The organism is Fibrobacter sp. UWH9, assembly GCF_900129715.1.
GTDB lineage: Bacteria > Fibrobacterota > Fibrobacteria > Fibrobacterales > Fibrobacteraceae > Fibrobacter.
The window spans coordinates 32,484-52,321 of the sequence record NZ_FQWP01000014.1 but is presented as its reverse complement, the minus strand read 5'-3'; the positions used below and the strand labels follow the sequence as shown (position 1 = coordinate 52,321).

At 48.9% G+C, this 19,838-nt stretch carries 10 protein-coding genes; 2 read left to right on the top strand and 8 right to left on the bottom strand.

Annotation, left to right across the window (positions count from 1 at the left end; genetic code table 11):
• Window positions 1-48: 48 nt before the first annotated feature.
• The 4 genes from BUB94_RS11500 to BUB94_RS11485 all read right to left on the bottom strand — a co-directional run bounded on the left by BUB94_RS11500 (window position 49) and on the right by BUB94_RS11485 (window position 7,220).
• Window positions 49-1,554 (bottom strand): serine/threonine-protein kinase, encoded by a 1,506-nt coding sequence (locus tag BUB94_RS11500; RefSeq protein ID WP_073161046.1) that lies wholly within the window; start codon window positions 1,552-1,554, stop codon window positions 49-51.
• Window positions 1,551-3,599, bottom strand: coding sequence for an ATP-binding cassette domain-containing protein (locus BUB94_RS11495; RefSeq protein WP_073237216.1), 2,049 nt, complete (start codon window positions 3,597-3,599; stop codon window positions 1,551-1,553). The genes BUB94_RS11500 and BUB94_RS11495 overlap by 4 nt, the downstream gene beginning before the upstream one ends.
• Before the next feature lie 98 nt (window positions 3,600-3,697).
• Window positions 3,698-4,891, bottom strand: a complete 1,194-nt coding sequence (locus tag BUB94_RS11490) for a pyridoxal phosphate-dependent aminotransferase (RefSeq protein ID WP_073161053.1) — start codon at window positions 4,889-4,891, stop codon at window positions 3,698-3,700.
• On the bottom strand, window positions 4,872-7,220 hold the full coding sequence (locus BUB94_RS11485) for an MMPL family transporter (protein WP_175549726.1): 2,349 nt from the start codon (window positions 7,218-7,220) through the stop codon (window positions 4,872-4,874). Before BUB94_RS11485 ends, BUB94_RS11490 begins: the two co-directional genes overlap by 20 nt.
• Window positions 7,221-7,358: 138 nt before the next feature.
• Here BUB94_RS11485 and BUB94_RS11480 point away from each other — a divergent pair, with 138 nt between their 5' ends.
• Window positions 7,359-8,840, top strand: a complete 1,482-nt coding sequence (locus tag BUB94_RS11480; protein WP_158236625.1) for a BamA/TamA family outer membrane protein — start codon at window positions 7,359-7,361, stop codon at window positions 8,838-8,840.
• 45 nt (window positions 8,841-8,885) lie between these two features.
• Here the strand turns inward: BUB94_RS11480 and ruvB are convergent, their stop codons facing one another.
• From ruvB to BUB94_RS11460, 4 genes are all read right to left on the bottom strand, one after another.
• Window positions 8,886-9,956 carry a Holliday junction branch migration DNA helicase RuvB gene (ruvB, locus tag BUB94_RS11475; RefSeq protein ID WP_073161061.1) on the bottom strand — a complete coding sequence of 357 codons (1,071 nt, stop codon included), beginning with the start codon at window positions 9,954-9,956 and terminating at the stop codon, window positions 8,886-8,888.
• 4 nt (window positions 9,957-9,960) lie between these two features.
• The gene (gene ruvA, locus BUB94_RS11470; protein WP_073161062.1) at window positions 9,961-10,578 is read right to left on the bottom strand and encodes a Holliday junction branch migration protein RuvA; all 618 of its coding nucleotides are present in this window, start codon (window positions 10,576-10,578) and stop codon (window positions 9,961-9,963) included.
• Between the two features lie 469 nt (window positions 10,579-11,047).
• Window positions 11,048-11,815 carry a lysoplasmalogenase family protein gene (locus BUB94_RS11465; RefSeq protein ID WP_073237208.1) on the bottom strand — a complete coding sequence of 256 codons (768 nt, stop codon included), beginning with the start codon at window positions 11,813-11,815 and terminating at the stop codon, window positions 11,048-11,050.
• Between the two features lie 83 nt (window positions 11,816-11,898).
• On the bottom strand, window positions 11,899-12,819 hold the full coding sequence (locus BUB94_RS11460; RefSeq protein ID WP_073237205.1) for a hypothetical protein: 921 nt from the start codon (window positions 12,817-12,819) through the stop codon (window positions 11,899-11,901).
• 131 nt (window positions 12,820-12,950) lie between these two features.
• Here BUB94_RS11460 and BUB94_RS11455 point away from each other — a divergent pair, with 131 nt between their 5' ends.
• Window positions 12,951-19,736 (top strand): VWA domain-containing protein, encoded by a 6,786-nt coding sequence (locus BUB94_RS11455; protein ID WP_073237202.1) that lies wholly within the window; start codon window positions 12,951-12,953, stop codon window positions 19,734-19,736.
• Window positions 19,737-19,838 lie beyond the last annotated feature (102 nt).

Sequence of the window (19,838 nt, the reverse complement as noted above, 5' to 3'; positions counted from 1 at the left end):
CAGGTCGACTATTTTTGCCCGTTGCCCGGGCGGTAGAGGCTTTGCCTCTTAGGGCAGTTCCATTCCCAGCAGGCGGATTTCAGAAACAGCGAAGTCTGCGTTTTCACCTTCGTGGACGTTGTCCAGGTAAATCTTCAGTTCGGTGGTTTCCATGGCCTGGATGGTGGGGTACTGCATGCCCTTGATGTTTTCCAGCTTTACCTTCTGCTTGAAACCGTCCTTGGTTTCGAGGGTCAGGGTGCGGGGCTTCTTGAAAATGCGGAAGCGGTCACCGAAGGCGTCGTCCACGGACTTCTGGTAGCCAACGGCGATACCGAAATGGGTGACCACGGCGTTGGTTTCAAAGTAAAGGGTCAGAACGGGATTCTGGGGCTTCTGGGGGACGGGGGCCAGCCAGGCGGTCTTCAGGTCATTGTCCTTAAGGTTGTCCAGCGGATATCCCTTCTTCTGGTCGATTTCCAGTGCCTTAGTTTCGTAGTTGCCCATGGCGTCGTTCCACTCCAGTTCGCGGAGGGTGCTTTCGGGCTTGTGGGTGAGCATCAGCAGGATCAGCAGCATGATGATCAGCGGGAAGATGAACACGGCCAGGGCGGTGAGCTTCTTTTGCAAGAGGCGGGCCTTGGGCGAAATCTTGTTGGCCATGTCGGCGATGGACTGGGTGTGCTTGTGGAGCAGAGTCTGGTTTCCCATGCGTCCAGTCTGGCGATCGCGTTCGGTGGTGAACACCTGGTCACAGGCATCCAGGAATTCCTGCATGTCGTGGAAGCGTTCGTTCAGCTTTTTCTTGAGGCACTTGAGGATCAGCTTGGAGAGGCCTGCAGGCATATCCTTGCGGAACTGTTCCGGCGGAGGGGGCTGCTGCTGAACGTGCTTCAGGGCGATTTCGATGGGCTTTTCACCTTCGAAGGGGAGGCGACCGCAGGTCATCTCATAAAGAATGACGCCCATGCTGTAGATATCGGTCTGCAGGGTGACGCTGTCACCGTGGCACTGTTCGGGGCTCATGTATTCCGGGGTACCCATGGTCATGCCGGTGCGGGTCAGGCGTTCCTTTTCCATTTCCTGGATGTAGGAGATGCCGAAATCCATGATGTACACGCGGTTGTCGCGGGTCAGCATGATGTTGGAGGGCTTGATGTCGCGGTGAACGATACCCTTGTTATGGGCGTAGAGCAGGCCGCGGGCAATCTGGCGGATAATGACTTCGATGGCCTCGAAGGAGAGCTGTTCCTTGTTGTGGAGGATGTCCGAAAGGTTGGTGCCTTCCACATAAGTCATGGAAATGAACAACTGGTTGTTCTGCTGACCAAAGTCGAACACATGAACCACGTTCTGGTGGTCCAGTTCCTTCATGGCCTGAGCTTCCATGTAGAAACGCTTGATGGCCTCTTCATCGGAGGAGGCGTCCAAGATCTTGAAGGCTACTTCGCGGTTAAGCCTTTTGTCCATGGCCTTGTAGACGTTGCCCATGCCCCCTTTACCCAAGGTTCCAATGAGGTCATAGTTTGCGTTAAAAGGACGAGGAAATACTTCTGGCTTCTGCGGTGCGATCATTTTGCGTTCTTGGATCTAAAAAGTTTAATTGCCATCACAATATAAAAACCTACGGCGATGGCGATGGCGGCAACAATGTTTACAACGGGGTCTTGACGCTCTAAAAGTAGGTTCAAAAGGCTATTTTGGTTGTAGCGGGACCAGATTACGGTAGACAGGGCGCGGCCAAGAGCCTGCATCTGATCTAGGGGAACCAGCGCACCGGCAAGTGCTACCTGGGGAATAATAAGCAAGGGGAGGGTAGCGTTTGCCTGTCCGGAATTCCTGGAGAAGGCGCTCACCATTAAGCCCACCATGACGGCTGGCAGGACCATGGCTGCCGTAGTAAGCAAAAGTGCTGTCACGGGAACGTGGGAAGCGATCCTGAAATTGACGAAGGCGTATACGATAAGCGTCTGAATCCAGGCCACCAAGGTGGGGAGGGTGGCCTTTGAAAGCAGGGTGGGCAGGACCTTTACGCCCTTACGGAACTCGCCCTGGAGAATCTGACGTTCCTGAACAATTTCGCGGATCGACAAGGAAAGGGCTAACCAGTTTGCCGAAAGGATGACGGCGAAGGCTACAATCCAAAGAGAAGTCAGCTCCGAGAAAATCAGGGAGAAAAGTCCACCGATAACCAGGGGTTGAATAATCAAGGTGAGGGTCTTTCCCAGGTCGCGGAACCATTGTTTTGCGGTAAGACCTATCTTGTAGAACAGCACAGGGGCAAGTTCATTCTTTACGAAATAAATGTTTGGATGGGCGCTTTCGTCGCCGTTAGAATCGTCCTGATTATCCTGGGCCTTACGTTCCCAGGAGTTCTTCCAGTTGGTGGCGGATTCGTCGTTCAGGTCAGAAAGAATTTCTTCGGGATCCCTGGTGTTGAAATAGCGGAAGGCATCGGCGGGGGTGCCGTAAAAACCTTGTTCCCCGTGATGTAATACCAGCACCTTGTTGGCGATGTCCAAAGCTTCGTAGCTATGGGTGGTAAGAATCACCGTGTGCCCCAGGAACGAAAGCTGTTGCAGATGGGTGCAGAGGATCTTGGCGTTGTAAGGATCCAATCCGGAAAGAGGTTCATCGAGAACGATAAGGCCCGGGTTGCCCATGAGTTCGCGGGCCAGGGCCACACGACGGAGTTCGCCTCCGCTCAGAGTCTTTACCAGATTGTCCATGCGTTCGGTCAGACCGAAAAGCTGACAGAACTGCTCCATGCGTTTTTGGGCATTGGCCTTGAATTCATGGCAGTTCATGCTGGTGCGTCCGCCATCCAGAAGTGTTTCGCGGACTGTCAGGTCGCGGCGCAGTTCCGGATCCTGCTCCAAGAATGCAATATGCTTGCGGATTTCTGCATTGCGGTAATCCAGGCCTCCGATGCGGACCTGTGATTTTTCGCCACAGCTGTGAATGCCCTGTAGCAGTCGCAGGAGGGTGGATTTTCCCTGGCCTGAACGACCGATAATAGCCATGATTTCGCCGGCGGGCAGCGTGAAATTCAAGTCGCGGACAATCTGCTTTTTACCTGCAAAAATATCCAGCTGGCGGGCGGTGACGCTAAAACCCTGAGGGGCGTTAAAGCAGGCGACACGGCCTTCCGAAAGTTCCAGCTCATAACCGGGAATCTTGAGAATTTCACCTTCGTTCAGGGGTATGGAGCGAAGGACTTTCCCCTGGGGGGAGACCATCTTCTGTGTAAAGTTGATCAGGGCGGCGCTCGCAGACGTCTCGACGGAAATACCTTCAGGCAGTTCCGTTTCAGAATTGTTAAAGGCATCCATCACCAGTAACGACAGATGGCGATCCTTCAAGGTGGCCTGCAACTTCTGCGTTCCGATAAGAATGACATCGCCATCCTTAATGGGACGCGGTGCAGAAACGTCGGCACCATTCAGCTGCGTTACGCTGTTCTCGGTCAGGTTCCGCAAAGTCCATTGGCCAGAAACGCACTCCAATACCGCATGCTGCCTAGACACCATTAAGTTGTCTAGTACAAGGCTATTGTCAGACTTGCGCCCTATGGTAAAGGGCTTGTCGGCTGAAGGAGTGACGATCTGGAAGGACTTCATATAACTAATTATAAGGTAGGAATTATGAATTACAAAACTTTAAAATAGTTCTAAAACCATCTTGATGAATCTCATAATTCATAATTCGTAATTCATAATTAAACCAGAGCCTTCAGGCCGGCGATAAAGCGGTCGCATGCCTTTTCCAAAGTTTCGTCACTGGCTGCGTAAGAGAAACGAACACAGGTATCGTCACCGAATGCGGCACCCGGCACAATGGCAAGGCCCTGAGACTGCAGCAAGTATTCGCAAAGTTCAACGGAACCGCCAATGACCTTACCCTCGGGAGTCTTCTTGCCGTAGAAACAGGTCACGGGAGCGAACAGATAGAATGCGCCCTCCGGTGCGTGAGCGGGAACCGGCAGGATTTCTGCGGTACGCTTCAGCATGTAGTTGCGACGCTTCAGGAATGCAGCCTGCATGGCTTCTACGTTAGACTTGTCCATTTCAAGAGCGCCCAATGCGGCGTACTGCGCTACGTTGCTGGGGTGGTGTGTTGCCTGTCCCTGGATTTTGCCGATGATCTTTGCGATGTCGGCGGGGGCTGCGTTGTAACCGATACGCCAACCGGTCATGCAATGGGACTTGGAGAAACCGTTAATGACGATGGTACGTTCAGCCATGCCGGGGAAGGCGGCGGCGCTTGTAAATTCGGTATCGTAGACGAAGTATTCATACACTTCGTCAGAAATGCAGTAGATGTCCTTTTCCACGATTACCTTGGCCAGTTCACCCAGTTCTTCCTTGGTGTACACGGCTCCGGTGGGGTTGCAGGGGTTATTCAGGAGGATTGCCTTGGTCTTGTCTGTAATGGCGGCGCGGAGCTGTTCTGCGGTAATCTTGAACTTGGCTTCCTTGGTAGCTTGTACAATTACGGGCACACCACCAAGCCACTTTACCAGTTCGGGGTAAGTGACCCAGTAAGGAGCGGGAACGATCACTTCGTCACCCGGATTCACAAGTGCAGCCAGGGAGTTGAACACGGCATGCTTTGCACCGCTAGTCATGATGATCTGTTCCGGCTTGTAGTCCAGACCGTTTTCATCTTTCAGTTTCTTGGCCACGGCCTTGCGGACTTCCATAATGCCCACAGGTGCGGTGTAGCGGGTCTTGCCCTCGTCAATAGCCTTGCAAGCAGCAGCACGGATAGGCTCCGGTGTAGGGAAGTCCGGTTCACCGGCACCCAGACTGACAACGTCCTTGCCATCAGCAATCATCTGCTTGGCCAAAGTATCGATAGCGACCGTCAAACTGGCGGCAATATTCAAAGTTCTAGTGGATAGAGGTTTCATTTTTTCTGAGCCTTGATTTCTTGATGACGCGGTAAGTATCCAACGTACTTGCGATAAGGGGGTAAATGGTTAACTGTGAAATGAATATGCAAATCAATCCGATGACACTGATAATGCCCATGCTGCGAATACCCGGGTGGGACGAAAGCAACATGGCGAAAGAGCCGATAAAACCGGCCCCCTGTGCCGTAAGGATTGAAGAAAGCTTTGCGCGCAGAACGGTCCAGGCGGTTCCATTCTGCTTTTCGTAATAGGATGACCAGAGCTGCAAGGAGCCATCAACACTGACCCCAATCAGCAGCACGAATACCAGGGAACTGTAGAACGAAATATGGATTCCCCAACCGTGAACAAGAATGGTCAACCAGCTCATAGAGAACATGGAAGGGAGTACCGTAAAGAAGGCTCGGCTCAATTTATTGTAGTACAGCAGCAGAATGAACCAAAGCATGATGATCCCAAGCACAATGGACTTGTCGACATTCTGGAGCACCAGGTCCAATACGTTTGCTCTAAGGATGGGGGTTCCGCAGACCTTGAATTTGTTGTCCTGGATGCCGTCAAACTTCTGGAGCTGAGCATTAATGTGGCGGCAGGCCAGGCCATTGTCAGGATCGGAAGAGGGGATGATAAAGGCAAATACTCCGGACTGACCGTCCTTGCCCGAGAACTTGCGGCGGATATCTTCAGAAAGTTTGAATTCCTGGATGTCATTCTCATAGTTAGAGAGCATCTCCACGATAGAAACACTGTCGTCTGTGGCCAAGCGAGACAAAATCTGAGGAGTCAGCTCCGCCTTCAGGTGTTCCAGCATATTTTTCTTGTTCTTGCTCATCTTGGGCATGAACTGGTACTGGGTGTAAATTCTTCCCAAGTCGGGAATCTGTCCACGATCCTTCAGGTGTTTGAAGTCTTCCTGGATGCTGCTACTGTATGAGGAGTCCGGCAACATCACAATGACTGGATCGAAGGTGGAGAATCCGGTCTCTTCGATCAGGGCGTTCACCTTCTGCTCATCCAACTGCATTTCGGTCTGCCTGAAATCGTAAAGGAAGGCCAGGTTGTTGCCGCTGTACAAAAGGCCTGCGCTACTGAGGATGCTGATGCATACAATGATGGCCCAGTTCACCTTATTGGGGAACAGCTTGAGACGTCGAGGAATGTGTCGGGAAATTTCGGCAATGTTGAACATCTTCTTCTGCTGGGCAAAGCGCAACAGCGATACACCCAGAAGGGGGCAGATATAGAGGTTCATCAAGACTCCGATGGCTCCAAGGATTGCCAATTCCCGCAAACCCGGCAGAGGAATCAGCAACAGCGAAAGGAACAGGGCTGCCATGATTAGCGAAGAGGCCGCAACCGGAGGCATAATACCCAGGATAGCACTTTCGGTACTGAGGGTGGGGCTTAAGTTTTGGTCACGTTCCTGGAAGAATCGGGTCAGGAGGTGCGTCTGTATTTGCATGGCGTGGCCCGGCAAAATCAAGGCCAGGTTTAACGTAAACAGATTGATTCTTCCAAAAAACAGGTAGGCAATCCCGAACATGAATATGGTGGGAAGTGCAATAGGCAAACCAGAAATCAGGATCAACTGGGGCCGTCTATAGAAATGGAGCATGGACAGCACCAGGAGGATGATGACAGCCATTCCCCCCGCGAATTTTGCCTCGGGCAGAAGTTTCTTACCGGTCTTGATTGACTTGTAAATCTTTCCGGTATAGTAGACTTCAATGTTTCGTGAGCTTGCTGCAGAGTCAAGATAAGCTTTGGCTCGGTTGTAAAGATTGCGATTTGACTGCAGGTCGGTCAGGGAATGGGTGGGGTAGATGTCAATGACACGGATTGTCCCATCATTGTTGGCATGGGACTGTTGGAGTTCCCTAAAGTATTTTTCTTCGATCTGCTTTACCAGTCCATCAGCCTTTTCTGCAGTTGCACCTGCACTATCTGCAGATTCAGTAAGGTCGACTAGAAAGGGATTGCTTTTACGGAAATGGGCGTTTTTGACACTGTCAACCATGTTGACTACAGCGGCAACTTCGTCTTCATTGGCATACAGGAGGCGGTTCTTCTTGAAAAAGTTTTCGTCGGCGGCAAACTCGATAAAGTGAACCAGAGGGTCCTTGGAGAAATCCCTGGCGAAATTACGGGCCAGGTTGAAATTCGTCAAACTGTCTTTTGATTGTAAGACAATAGTGAGGCTGCCTAATCCACCAAAAGAATTTTCAATATCCTGATAATCTAGTTGTACCTCATTTCCCTTCAGAGAATCCTGCAACTGGAGTTCCCAACGCAAATGGTTAATGGGATAGATGCAAAGTGCGGCCAATACCAACGATACGATGATATTCGCCCTATAATTTTGCCCTAATCTCTTAACTATTTTTGCGAACGCAGAAAACATGACAACAATATAATTATAAATTGGGGGGGTATGAAGTTGGGTTTATGTAGGAAGATCGCTACGATGGCGTTTTGTTTGCTGCTGATGGCTGCAAGCCCTTTTGCACAAACCAAGGAATCCAATGATCCTGCACCTCAAAATTCAACTTCCGAAAATCCCGAAACAGAGAACGTCGAAGAAGAAGATTCGTTCAAGTGGTCTAACCTGTGGAAATGGCCCCTGGACTACATCATCCAGCCAGTACTGAACGTCCTCATCTACCCGATTGCGACCCCCATCGATTACGCGGTCAAGAACGGAGTCATCGAAAGGTCGGTGGATTTAATCACCTTCGGCGAACGCAAGAACATATTCATTTACCCTAGTTTCAACTTAAAACCGGGCGCAAGTACCGAACTGGGCGTTGTCTATCGACACCGTAGCGTATTCCTGGATCGAGATTATCTAGTGCTGCAAGGGGAATTTTTTGCCAACGGCGACTTGGCCTTCGATACACGATACACCAAGCAGTCTATCCTTGGGACTCCGCTTTTCGCCGGCGTTCGTTACAGTATCAACTGGAACCGAGACAGACATTTTATTGTTCCCGAAACAAAGGCTAGCTATCTACAGCCGGATTCCAGCTTTAGTATTACCTGGCGACTTGGCGCACCGCTTTCTGACAACCGCAACTGGAATGCTGAAATCTGGACAACCCAAAACTTCATCAAGGCCGATGTTCCCGATATCGAAGACTCCCTGTTATTTAGCAAGAAGTTTTCCATCGAAGACCGCGGACTATATCAAGACCATATGGAATTTCCCATTGGTGCATCCATCATCTACGACGACCTGGATTACCCATACGCCCCATCCCGAGGTTCCCGCGTCAGTTTTTCAGGTTCCTATAACATTGTCAGCAAGTACGACGGCGTAAGTGTCAAGGAACTGGGCGATGAAGCCAAGGACTATTATGACGAAGATATCATTAATGGTTCCAAAAGAAAGCACGATTACATCCGCACGGAGTTCTTGCTCCAGCATTATTTCTTGCTAGGCAGCAGCCCCAACTATATTCTAAGCGCAACAGAAGCCCGACAGAACCGTAAGTTCTATACCGACTTTTCCTGGGATGAAGCCATTCGTGTATGGCGTCCCGAAAACATGATGCAAACCCTTTTTGAGAGAAGGGTTATCGCCTTACAGTATAGGCTAATTGATTTATGGGAAATGGAAAAAGGCGGCGCACCCTTTAACGCATTCCCCACATTGAATGCAAGAACTCCGCTGCGTGGATATGGGGATACATGGGCATCCCATCATATCATGTCCTTGAGCGCAGAATATCGCTGGCCGGTAGACCGCTTTGTTGATGGAGTCGTGTTCGACGAATACGCACTTATCGCCGATAAAATCGACAAGTGGAGTTTCGACCATTACTACAACTCATGGGGCTTTGGCATCCGAGTTCGTCAGCCCAACATGTTCCTGTGCCGTGTGCAGCTGGGATTCCACGGACTGCACGGCGTCAATATGATTATAACCATCGCACCGGAATTCCGATAATAACCGAAGCTGCAGCAAAAGGAACGGCAACAACTCGAGCCGAAACTAAAGAGGCATTTCTTCTTGCAAATTGAAGCCCGCCTGCGTCTGCCCCTGGAACTGCGATACAGCTCTGGGTGGAATCTGCCTGTGCAGCATCTCGTACGCGTTGTGGGTGGCCATGCGCCCTCTAGGAGTGCGGGAAAGCAGGCCCTTTCTAATGAGGTAGGGCTCATACACTTCTTCAATGGTATCGGGTTCTTCGCCAATAGCAGCCCCGATAGTTCCAAGGCCCACTGGACCTCCACCGAAATTGTCTATAAGCATCGTAAGAATTTTACGGTCCATGCCATCTAGGCCTTCGCCGTCGATTCCCAGCATATCCAAAGTTTTCTGGGCAGAATTCAAGTCGATAACTCCAGTTCCACGAACCTGAGCCACATCGCGGCAACGCCTTAACACGCGGTTGGCGATACGGGGTGTTCCGCGGCAACGACCACCTAGCAATCTGGCGGCATCTTCATCCAATTCAATATCCAAAATTCTTGCGCTACGCATCAAGATCAGCATGATATCTTCTTCATCATACAATTCCAGGCGATACTGAAGACCAAATCTATCACGCAAGGGGCCAGTCAGAAGGCCGCTGCGGGTGGTCGCGCCCACCAGGGTAAAATGCTTCAGGGGGAGGTTTACGCTGCGGGCCGCAGGGCCGGAATCCAGCATGATGTCCAACCTGAAATCTTCCATGGCGGGGTAGAGGTATTCTTCTACAACGCGGTTCAGACGATGGATTTCATCGATAAAGAGAATATCGTTTTCCTGCAGACTAGTCAAAAGACCTGCCAAGTCACTGGCTTTTTCAAGAACCGGTCCGCTGGTAATATGGATGTTCACGCCCATTTCCTTGGCGATAATCCCAGCCAAAGTCGTCTTACCAAGTCCCGGAGGACCAGAAAATAGACAATGGTCCAGGGCGTCTCCGCGATGCCTTGCCGCCTCAATGGCGATAGAAAGACTTTCCTTAATGGATTTCTGTCCGGTAAATTCCGCAAGTGATGGGGGACGGAGGGTGTTTTCGGCATCGCCTTCGTCACCAGAACGTCTTTCCGGAGAAATAATACGCTGATCTTCCATAGGATTACAAATACTTTAAAGCTTCGGGAATAAGTTGAGCGGCATCGGCGGAATCGCCCAGAACTTCGACGGCCTTCACAACGGCCTTTTCGGCAGCAGGATCCTTGACACCGAGAGTATGGAGCGCAAGAACGGCTTCAAGTTTAGCCCCGGTAAGGGCGCCCATGCTAGTAACGCCGCTACCTTCTACGTTGCCTAGGCCCTGAAGCATGGTGCCTGCCTTGTCTCTCAAGGTAAGGACCATCTGTTCGCAGGTCTTTTTGCCAAGCCCCTTGATTTTACTCAGGGCAGACTTGTTATCGCTGGCGATCATATTCAGGAGATCCGCCGGCGTGACTCCACTCAGTATGCGCTGGGCCATCTTAGGTCCAACGCCATTGACGTCCAACAACATCAGGAAGGTGTCCTTTTCCGTCTTGTCGGCAAAACCGAACAACGTCATGGAATCTTCACGAACGACCAAGTTTGTATAGATGGTCACTAGGGTGTTACCATCGCCAACTTCAGGCAATTTTCCAGCCGTGTGGGCCGAAACATTGATTCCATAGCCAATTCCATTTACATCCACCACAATAAAAGTGGGGGACTTTTCTATAAGACAACCTTTGACTTGTTCGATCATAGTTCCAAATGTGCAGTATAAAAAACTTACTGCACAAATATACACTCCCATACGGGCTGTGTCAAGTCGTTTCGTACACAAAAGTGCAGGTCTTATAAAAAAAGAACCCCGCCAGCTTTTGCCAGCGGGTTCCTTTACATTCTAACTGGATAGAAGTCCGTTTATTAATTGGAGTCCTTTATGCAACGGACGGAGAAAAGTCTTGTGTCAGAATCCTCGTGGCTAACACGACTGAATGCATCCTGTTCAACAAGGGAGAGGCACATAAACAGGGTTAAAGCACTCCAAGCTGCGCTAACCCGAGAAAAACTGAATGATCGCTTTATAACAAACCTTTTTTCTCTAAAATAGGAAATGTTAATATTACCGTCAGTAAAAAAAATAAGTTTCCGTAGTATGTTTAGGACATGAGATTTATCAAAAAAAGCCGACCTTTATGGCCGGCATTCTCATTTTCATGGTTTGCTTTTTATTTTTTGCGGATTCCACTCAATACTAACATGAGCAACGCAGGAACATAGAAGAACCAAACCAAGTTATTGGCAACGGTAGCAACGACTTCCTGAGTACTATGGTCGTCTCCAGTTGCCAAGGAAAATCCCACGCAGACATCGCCCAAGTAGAAAAGTATCATGCCAAGCCTAATAAGAGAGGCATTCTTTTGGGGGAAGTAACCGTACCTGGACACGCGAAGACCTTCGAAAAGGGCGCAAGTCAAGAATGTTCCATAGACAATGATAGTGGGAACCAGACCGGTTTCAAACACTCCCAGAAGACGAAGGTCAAAGAGGACCAGCACAGAGGCGAAAGGAACCAGGATAATCCACGGAATGCTATTGTCAGTCTCGTTCTTACGGGTAAATCGATAAATGAGAATAGACTGGAACACAATAAAGAAACAGACACCCATGAGCATAAATTCCACGCTGAACTGAGCGAGTGATTTAGCGTTATGCAGAAGCTTAAAGCAAATATCGGCCAAAAAAGCCGCACCCATGGCGGTCAACAACAGACGATGGTCGCGCCTGCCTAGACAATCCTTACCAATAGCAATGGCCAAAATAGCGACAAGCACTGTCGTTGCGAACTTGGTATAGTGCTGCACATAGCTTGAATCTGCCAAGCATTGTTCAACAGCCCCGCACTGGTAAAAAACAAACCAGTCTCTAATAAAATAGAATGCAAAAAGGACTGTAATAACGCCCAGAAGGACCTTGATACGCTTTGGAAGAATCATGGCGTAAATAATAAAAAAATATTTATTGCGAAAGAAGCTTTTAACGTGTAAACATTACTTTAATGCAAATTGTCTACCCGCCATTACTTCCTGTTTTTGGCACTCTTTTTAGAGCTAGTCTTCTTGGGCTTGGTATTTTTCACCTTAGCCTTGCGTTTTTTGCCAGTCGATTCAGAAATTTCACTAGACATTTCAACAGATTTGCCATTTTCCGACTGTTTTTCAAGAGCAGACGGCTCCTCAGAAGCTATTTTGGCATTCTTTTGAGCATTTACGACAGTCAGACTGTCTTCGAAAACCTGAAGACTCTCTTCAAAGGAAGAACCATCGCCAGAGTTGGCAGGACCAACTTCGTATTCATCGTCTTCATCATCGGCATTACGGATAATCGTACGACGTTCGTTTCTTCTATGACTAAATTCAAAGCCAACCGAGAGACGAATCGCAATGCGCCCCGAAGAAATTCTAAACTTTTGCTTCTTCCATTCGAAAGACTTAAGAATGGAGGTGTAATCGTAGCCCGCCTCCAGGGCGATACGGTAGGGGAATACACAGCCTGCACCGATGTATACCATAAAATCAGTAGGCATTTCCCACCAGGGATCGTCGAAATCCAACGGCATAACATAACCTAGACGGGTTACAACATAGGGGTCAAAAATACTTTCGTCGTAAATAGAGCCGAAAGTAAGGTTCAGCCAAAGGGGGAGGGTAGCCGGAGTGAAATCGATTCCATCGCGAGTCTGCTTGCTCTTATAGCCAAGACCTAGACCATAACGAATGGGGGCGTACTGGGCAGTGAACAAAAATTCCAGGTCGCCCTGATACATAAATTGCGTTTTCTGTTTTCTTTCAGACTTCACACCGTCATCGTTATTCTCGATCGTGACAGATGCGGGGGTCAAAAAACCGAAACCCGGGCGAATTTCCATGGCGAAACTGACGACGGAAATTGCAACGACTAGAAATGCAATCTTACTGCAATTGGCAAAAATACGTGACATAGCTTTCATTTCTCCTAACTTCCTTATCCAACCGCGGCCAAAGATAGCTTTTTTTACTTACAAAATTGCGCTGAAGAAAGAATTTTTTTCTACATTTCACGTCACTGGGATGATTTCTTAGGAGGTTCTTCATGAAATTGAAGAGCGATTTTGGTGCGTTTCGCATCGTAATGGCTTTTTTGTGTTTCGTTTGCTCTATGGCTTTTGCCTCGGGTACTGTACTTAACATTACCGAAACGCCATTAAGCTTTGATCACACAAACGACTATTACTTATCGAAGTCCAACGGAACCCGATTCTGCTTTAAAGCTCCCAAGGCAGGGAATTACATCATTCAGTTCTCTACTGTTTACGGAAAAGATGAACTTTACTACTACGGGTCCGATAACTCTTTTAGTTCTTATTCTGCGCATAAGGTTCTGTACTCTGGCTATACTGAAAATTTCGGTATAACAGCCACTTCAGCTGGAGAGGAATTCTATTTCAGGATAGAACCTTATACCTCTTCCTATTATTCTGATACCCGTAAGGTAGTCGCCAAGGACGGGGCCAAAGTCACTTTTGAAAACCTCAAGGCCGACAATGCCAGTTCCGATTCTGTTTACCTGGCTGGAGACACCGTTTCAATCTACGCTCCTGGCGATAAAGACCACAAGTTCAGCAAGTGGAAAGTTTCTTCGGGTACTTGCACCATCGGCGACGCAACCAAGGCAACCACAACCCTCGCCGTTAATGGGAATTGCAAAGTGACCGCCGAATTCACAGATGCCGTCATGTACAAGATTACCACCACACCGGTAGAATATAGCCCTGCGGCCAACTATTATTCCGGATCGGCGACAAACGGGGTCCGTTTTTACCTCATAGCCCCCAAGAGTGGCGGCTATCGCGTTACCGTTTCTCCGAAAAACAACGATCGTTTCTATTTCTACCGCCATGTCACTTCCACATTCGCGACCACCGCCTGGTATGACTACAGCGGTTATGACATGAGCGATTCCATGTTGGTCAGTGCAGGCGACACCCTGTTTTATAGTGTCAGATCCTATAACACTCGCGACTCCAACAAGACATTCTCTATCAGTTATTCCACCATCAAGACAAATACAATTTCCTTGACCAGCGCATCGGCTAATTGTTCTACCGCTGTGGCCCTGGACACAGCCTTGCCTGGTCAAATTGTTTCTTATACGGGTTACAGCAAGGTGGGTTACCGCCCCAACGGCTGGAAAGTGCTGACTGGCGATAAAAAACTTTACGACAGTACCGCTTACACCATTAGCGACACCATCAATACCGATACAAAATACCAGCTGCAGTGTATTGCCGGTAAATATTACGACATTACCTCCCAGAAAAAGGGCTATACCTTCATAAACGATTTCTATGACCGTTCTCCGGAGTATGGTATACGATTCCGTTATACAGCTCTATCTGCCGGAATCTATGCCATCAGAGCCACCTCCAAGAGTTATTCACACTACTTCTACGATTACGGCAATGATTCCACCGCAACTAGTTACAAAAGGCGTAACTCATTCTCCTACTCATCTCCCGTTACCCAGTACATAAAGGTCAATGCAGGAGACAAGTTCTTTTATACCCTTACGTCTAACTACTCTAGCTATTTCAGCGATTCCGTTTACATTGTAGCCAAGAAGGCAGCCCTCATACAATCTCCCAACAAGTCTTATCCAGACACAGTTGCATTGGGCGACACCTTAACTGTTACAGCAAACACCGCTCAGGACACTCGATTTGGCGGATGGTATGTGGAATACGGTTCCGGTAAGTTCCTGGATTCCACTTCCATGACAACCAAGTTCATTCCCTCATCGGATTCCATCAAGATCAATTTCCATGTAGATTCCGCTAAGGTCTATACAATCTCCAGCAAGGAATCAACCTTCGACTATTTCAAGTACGGCAGCAAATCCTATAAATACGGAGTGCGTACCGTATTCGTAGCCCCGGATACTGGAACTTACGCCCTGGTGACGAATACAAATCAGACAACCTACGTCTACGAATACTCTTATAATACATTCGGATCTAACTACAAAGACTATGATTACGCATATTCCGGAACATCAAAAATTATGTTCAACATGAGTAATGTGGGAGATAGTCTATATTTCCTTATCTCACCCTATTCCATCACAGTAAATGACAGTTTCAAGGTAAAGGTTCTCAAGACGGTCAAGGTGCGTGGCGATACCGCAGGATACGGTTATGTCTACGTGGGAACCAATTCAAGGAACTACGACTCTACCTATGTGAGCGGGGATTCCATCCTGCTTAGGGCCTACAGTAGGAATACATCCAAGTTCTCTCACTGGGAACGTGTTTCTGGATCCTGCACGATTTCTGATTCCACCTTGTCAACGACTTACGCCCGCCTGAAGGGGGATTGCAATGTCCGTGCCGTATTTGTTGATGGTATCATCTACAACATTACCCAGACTCCCACTGCCTACACTGTTGACAAGCACTACTATATCGACAATTATAACAGTGAAGTTCGATTCCGCTTTGTGGCTCCCAAGACCGGCATCTACATTATTGCGGCAACAAGAGAAGTCAGCTCCAGCTACTACGAAAACACCCTATATCTGTATCGATATAGTTCCAGTTCGTTCTCTTCCTATACCGCCAGTAGAAACAAGGCCAACGTCGTCGTGGATTCCATATCGGTTAATGCAGGGGATACTGTCCATTACAAATTCCAGAACTACAGTTCATCTTACGCAAGGAATTTACCGTTCTGGATTAGCTATTCCTCCGCAGATAAAGGCTCTATCACCGTTCTTTCCGACATTCGCGGCCATGTGACTCCCGATACCGGATATGCCTCTGCCTGGCTTAATGTGGCTTACCCCATTTCGGCATCGGCCGACAGCGGATACAGATTCAACAAGTGGCGAGTACTTTCGGGCAACGCCAACATTGCCGATACCCTGGCCAAAAATACCGTAGTTTCTACAAAGGATTCTGCAAAGGTAAAAGCAACCTATAAGAAGGGAACCATCGAAACCTTGACCACCAAGGAACAGAAGTTCTCCTTCATGCACAATTACTTTAGTGATTACACAGGATCGTCTATTTACTTTAAGTGGACTGCACCCGATACGTCCTGGCGTATGATCAGTTTTGTGTTTAGCGAATCGATTAGCGGCACGTTGTACTTCTATGGTAACGACTCCACGTTCTCCAACTCCGTTAGCTATTCCACGATCACTTCCAATTTCCAGAAGGGTTTCCAGCCCGGCAAAAAGGGCGAAACGCAGTACTGGAAGTTCGTATCCAGCACCACCAATAACTTTAGCAATGCGGAGTTCTCGGCCTTGGTGGCAACACCCTATGTGCTTACTGTAAACTCTCCGTCTAAGGGTTACACAAATCCCGCCGGTGACGTGGCTCTGGCTCCAGGAATGGATACCCTGATTTACGCCATTCCCTATGGCGGTTATACCTTTGATTCCTGGGTAACCAGAAAGGGGTCTGTTACCATTGACAATAAAAATAGTTCTAGGACTAGAATGAAGCCTACTACGGCTCAATGTATCGTAGAGGCTACATATTCGTTAGACTTTACAGTTCAGCCCAAGTTGACCATCAATAGTCTGGATCTGAACAACCACCCGGGCGTATGCGCAACCGTATCTGTGGTAGACGAAAATTCCGGTCGCGCTATTCCAGGTCTGGATTCAACGGACTTTGTCCTCCATCAAGACAAAAAATCCGTTCCCATTCAGATCTCCTCTGTAGAAAAAATCGGTGGCGTTTCCGTGGTTCTTGTGGTAGACGAAAGTGGATCCATGGGTTCTACAAAAATGACTAGCGCCAAAAATTCCATCCGTCAATTCATTAACGAGATGGGACCTTACGACAGGACGGCTATCGTCGGTTTTGAAAATACTATTCGTGTACACCAGGCCATGACTTCCGACAGGGATGCCCTCCTTAATGCCGTTAATAATTTGAGCGCTCGAGGCGGAACCTACATCAACGATGGCATTTCCAAAGGCCTTGATCAGCTGGTGGGCGAAACTAATGCCACCGCAGTGATTGTTTTCTCTGATGGTTATGACGCTAGTGATGACGAGAGAAAGACTAGTTCTGTTGTTGCTCAGGCCAATGGCATGAATACAACAATCTATTCCATCGCCGTGGAATGTGATTCTGAAGAACCCCTAAAGACTCTTGCCGAAAGTACTGGAGGTTCCTTTACCATGGCCCCCTCTGCCGACCAATTGGCAGACATCTATGCAAGCATCCGCAGTGCCGTGCAGGCTCGATATGTGCTTTGCTACAACAGCCCCGACGCCGTTCTGGATGGAGATACCCACCAGGTGGTCATCAAGGGCACCTTCCTGAACAAGGTTAGCCGCGATACCGCCTACTGGGACGAAAGCTTCTTGCCCCCAGTCGTGACCTTGACCGATTCTACCAAGCGTCTGATTGGTTATCAACAATCTGAAGGAGTGGCAATCACCATTAAGGTTATTGTAAAATCCAAGAAGAATATTGGTTCTGTTTACATCTATACCAAGACATCGGACCTAAAGAATACACCTATGGTGTCTCACGCCATGACCCAGGTTAAGGATAGTCTATGGAGCTATACCATACCTGCAAGCAGTGTGGTCGCTCCGGGTATAGATTTCTATGTGGTGGCCACCGATGTCGACGGACTTGTGGGCAAGAGTCCCTCTGTTCCGAATCCGGCTAAGGAACCTTATACCATTCCCGTAAAGAACAACGTACCTAAAATTACATCTCTTGTCGAAGCCTGTATCGATACGACCAACGGTAAGGGAATCTTTGATTTCCAGGTTTCCGATACCGATGGTATTAATCAGGTTATCCTGTATTACAAGAATGATATTGGCGTCGTGTTCGAAACCCAAAACTTCATGCAGGATAGAGGCGATAAGAACCTCTGGTTTGCCGAAATTCCTACATCCTACTTTGTGGACAGCGAAGTAGAATTCTATGTCCGAGCCCTAGACAATAAAGGAGTTTCTGCACGCTGGAATAAGTTCAAGAATGCATCCGTTCCCGCCTGTAAGGACGGAAAGACCATCAGAGAAGTCAAGGATTCTATCGCCCTGGTAAACGTCTCTAACAAGAACGAGGCCATTGCCCGCGAAACAGAAGTCATCTCGGCGACCCTCACCACAGAAGACTTCTCCCGCGGAGTGGATACCGTGCTGGTGAACCTTTCTTGCCTTGTTTCCGGCGACATGGAAGAAAACCTGAAAATGGTGGAGACTTCTTCGGGCAAGTACAAGCTGCTTAACGACATGAAGAAGGATGAACGCAACGCCAAGCGCAACGACGGACGTCTTTCCTGTACCGCAGCCGACACCATCGTGGTTTCCTACAAGGATCCCATGTTCGGAACCACCGTGGCCGACTCCGCCGCAATCAGTTCCATGGAAGGTATTGAATACCGCTTTATGGATAGTAAGTGCTACGAAGACCTGGATTCTGTACTCACTTCTTCTACAGCACCGTTCTGCCTGGTCATCAATATGGAAAGCCCCACCTTGGACAAGGCTGACACTCTTGACGTAATCCTGTTTACCAACACCGGCGACACCTTGAAGGTAAAGGCTGTTGAAACAGGCAAGTACACTTCTGAATTCAAGGTAAAGAATGCATACTTTACTTATGTAAGCGAAAAGAAGGCCCAGAAGGATACTGTACTGGATGCCGTCCTGAATTTTGACGGGGAATCCAACCGCATCAAGATCCAGGCTGAAGTAAAGTCCGACAAGTCCAACCTGAAGACTCGCGACTACCTGATCGTGAACTCCGATTACGTCGGCGCTGAATTGGCAGAACTGTACGACAGCGACCTGGACGGACAAGCCGACTCTATCCGCATTCACTATAAGAAGGCTATTACCGCCAAGATTGAAAGTATCGATACCCTCTACTGGAATAAGGCCGGCGACGAATGGCGTAGCGTCAAAAAATCTGAAATTGTCCTGGAAAGCGACAACAAGTGGATTCACGTCAAGCTAGAAAAGCCTTTCGAATACGGAAAGACCGCAATAGACACTTCTGCCAAGCCCTACCTGCAGCTGACCAAGAGCAAGGGCGATATCATGCAGAAGATGTTTATCGAGGATCATATCGGCGCCGTACCTGTTGAAGCGGTAAAGCATCCTGGCGAAATGACTATTTCTGAATATCTGGATGCATCCGACAAGCTTCCGCCCGATACTCTGGTCATTACCCTTTCTGAACCCATCAAGAACGTTGGCGACAGCGCCGCCTGGAAGAAGCTGTTCCGTTACAGCAAGAGCTGCAGCGATACAGCAACCCATTCCATTAACGCCGAGGCTCCCACCATCGATTCCACCGGAACCGTCTGGACCTTCGTTCTCAAGGATTACAACATTTCTGTGGACAACTGCATCAGGACCAACCCCGCAGCGAACTACGTAGACCGTTCCAAGAACCCCATGGGCCGCGGCGGAATCGACGTGACGGGTAAGGATGGCAGTGTCTACCTGTATGAAGTGGCCGGCAACCCCGCCATCAGCGGTTTGGGCAAGAAGGCCAAGTGGATCCCCGAAAAGGGCGACCAGTGGGAAGTTCAGCCCGACACCATTTCTAGCGTCAGGTTCCAGACCATAGCCCCCTTCCACGCCTTCATCACCATTTACGACGGGCTCTCTCACATTGTCACCTCCTTCCAGAAGGACTTTGGCCATAAGGGCGAAATGGAACAGGAAATCCGCGGTAACGACAAGAACCACTACAAGGTGGGATTCCTGAAGTGGAACCAGAGATCCAGCGATGGCCGCAAGGTGGGTACAGGCGTGTATATCTGGCGAATAGACTTCAAGTTCGAAGACGGACATGCCGAATACAGAATCCTGCAGACCGGCGTAAAACGGTAAGCATTCCCGAAAGTTCGACCTAGAATACTCCTCAAAAAAAAGGAACCCCGCCACACATCACTGTGAATTGGCGGGATTCTTTATTGCGTTTTATATGTGCGA

What these genes read in the sequence shown, in the direction of transcription:
- BUB94_RS11500 (WP_073161046.1), bottom strand. Translation starts at nt 1,554, where the DNA reads ATGATCGCACCGCAGAAGCCAGAAGTATTTCCTCGTCCTTTTAACGCA.
- BUB94_RS11495 (WP_073237216.1), bottom strand. Translation starts at nt 3,599, where the DNA reads ATGAAGTCCTTCCAGATCGTCACTCCTTCAGCCGACAAGCCCTTTACC.
- BUB94_RS11490 (WP_073161053.1), bottom strand. Translation starts at nt 4,891, where the DNA reads ATGAAACCTCTATCCACTAGAACTTTGAATATTGCCGCCAGTTTGACG.
- BUB94_RS11480 (WP_158236625.1), top strand. Translation starts at nt 7,359, where the DNA reads ATGGCGTTTTGTTTGCTGCTGATGGCTGCAAGCCCTTTTGCACAAACC.
- ruvB (WP_073161061.1), bottom strand. Translation starts at nt 9,956, where the DNA reads ATGGAAGATCAGCGTATTATTTCTCCGGAAAGACGTTCTGGTGACGAA.
- ruvA (WP_073161062.1), bottom strand. Translation starts at nt 10,578, where the DNA reads ATGATCGAACAAGTCAAAGGTTGTCTTATAGAAAAGTCCCCCACTTTT.
- BUB94_RS11465 (WP_073237208.1), bottom strand. Translation starts at nt 11,815, where the DNA reads ATGATTCTTCCAAAGCGTATCAAGGTCCTTCTGGGCGTTATTACAGTC.
- BUB94_RS11460 (WP_073237205.1), bottom strand. Translation starts at nt 12,819, where the DNA reads ATGTCACGTATTTTTGCCAATTGCAGTAAGATTGCATTTCTAGTCGTT.
- BUB94_RS11455 (WP_073237202.1), top strand. Translation starts at nt 12,951, where the DNA reads ATGAAATTGAAGAGCGATTTTGGTGCGTTTCGCATCGTAATGGCTTTT.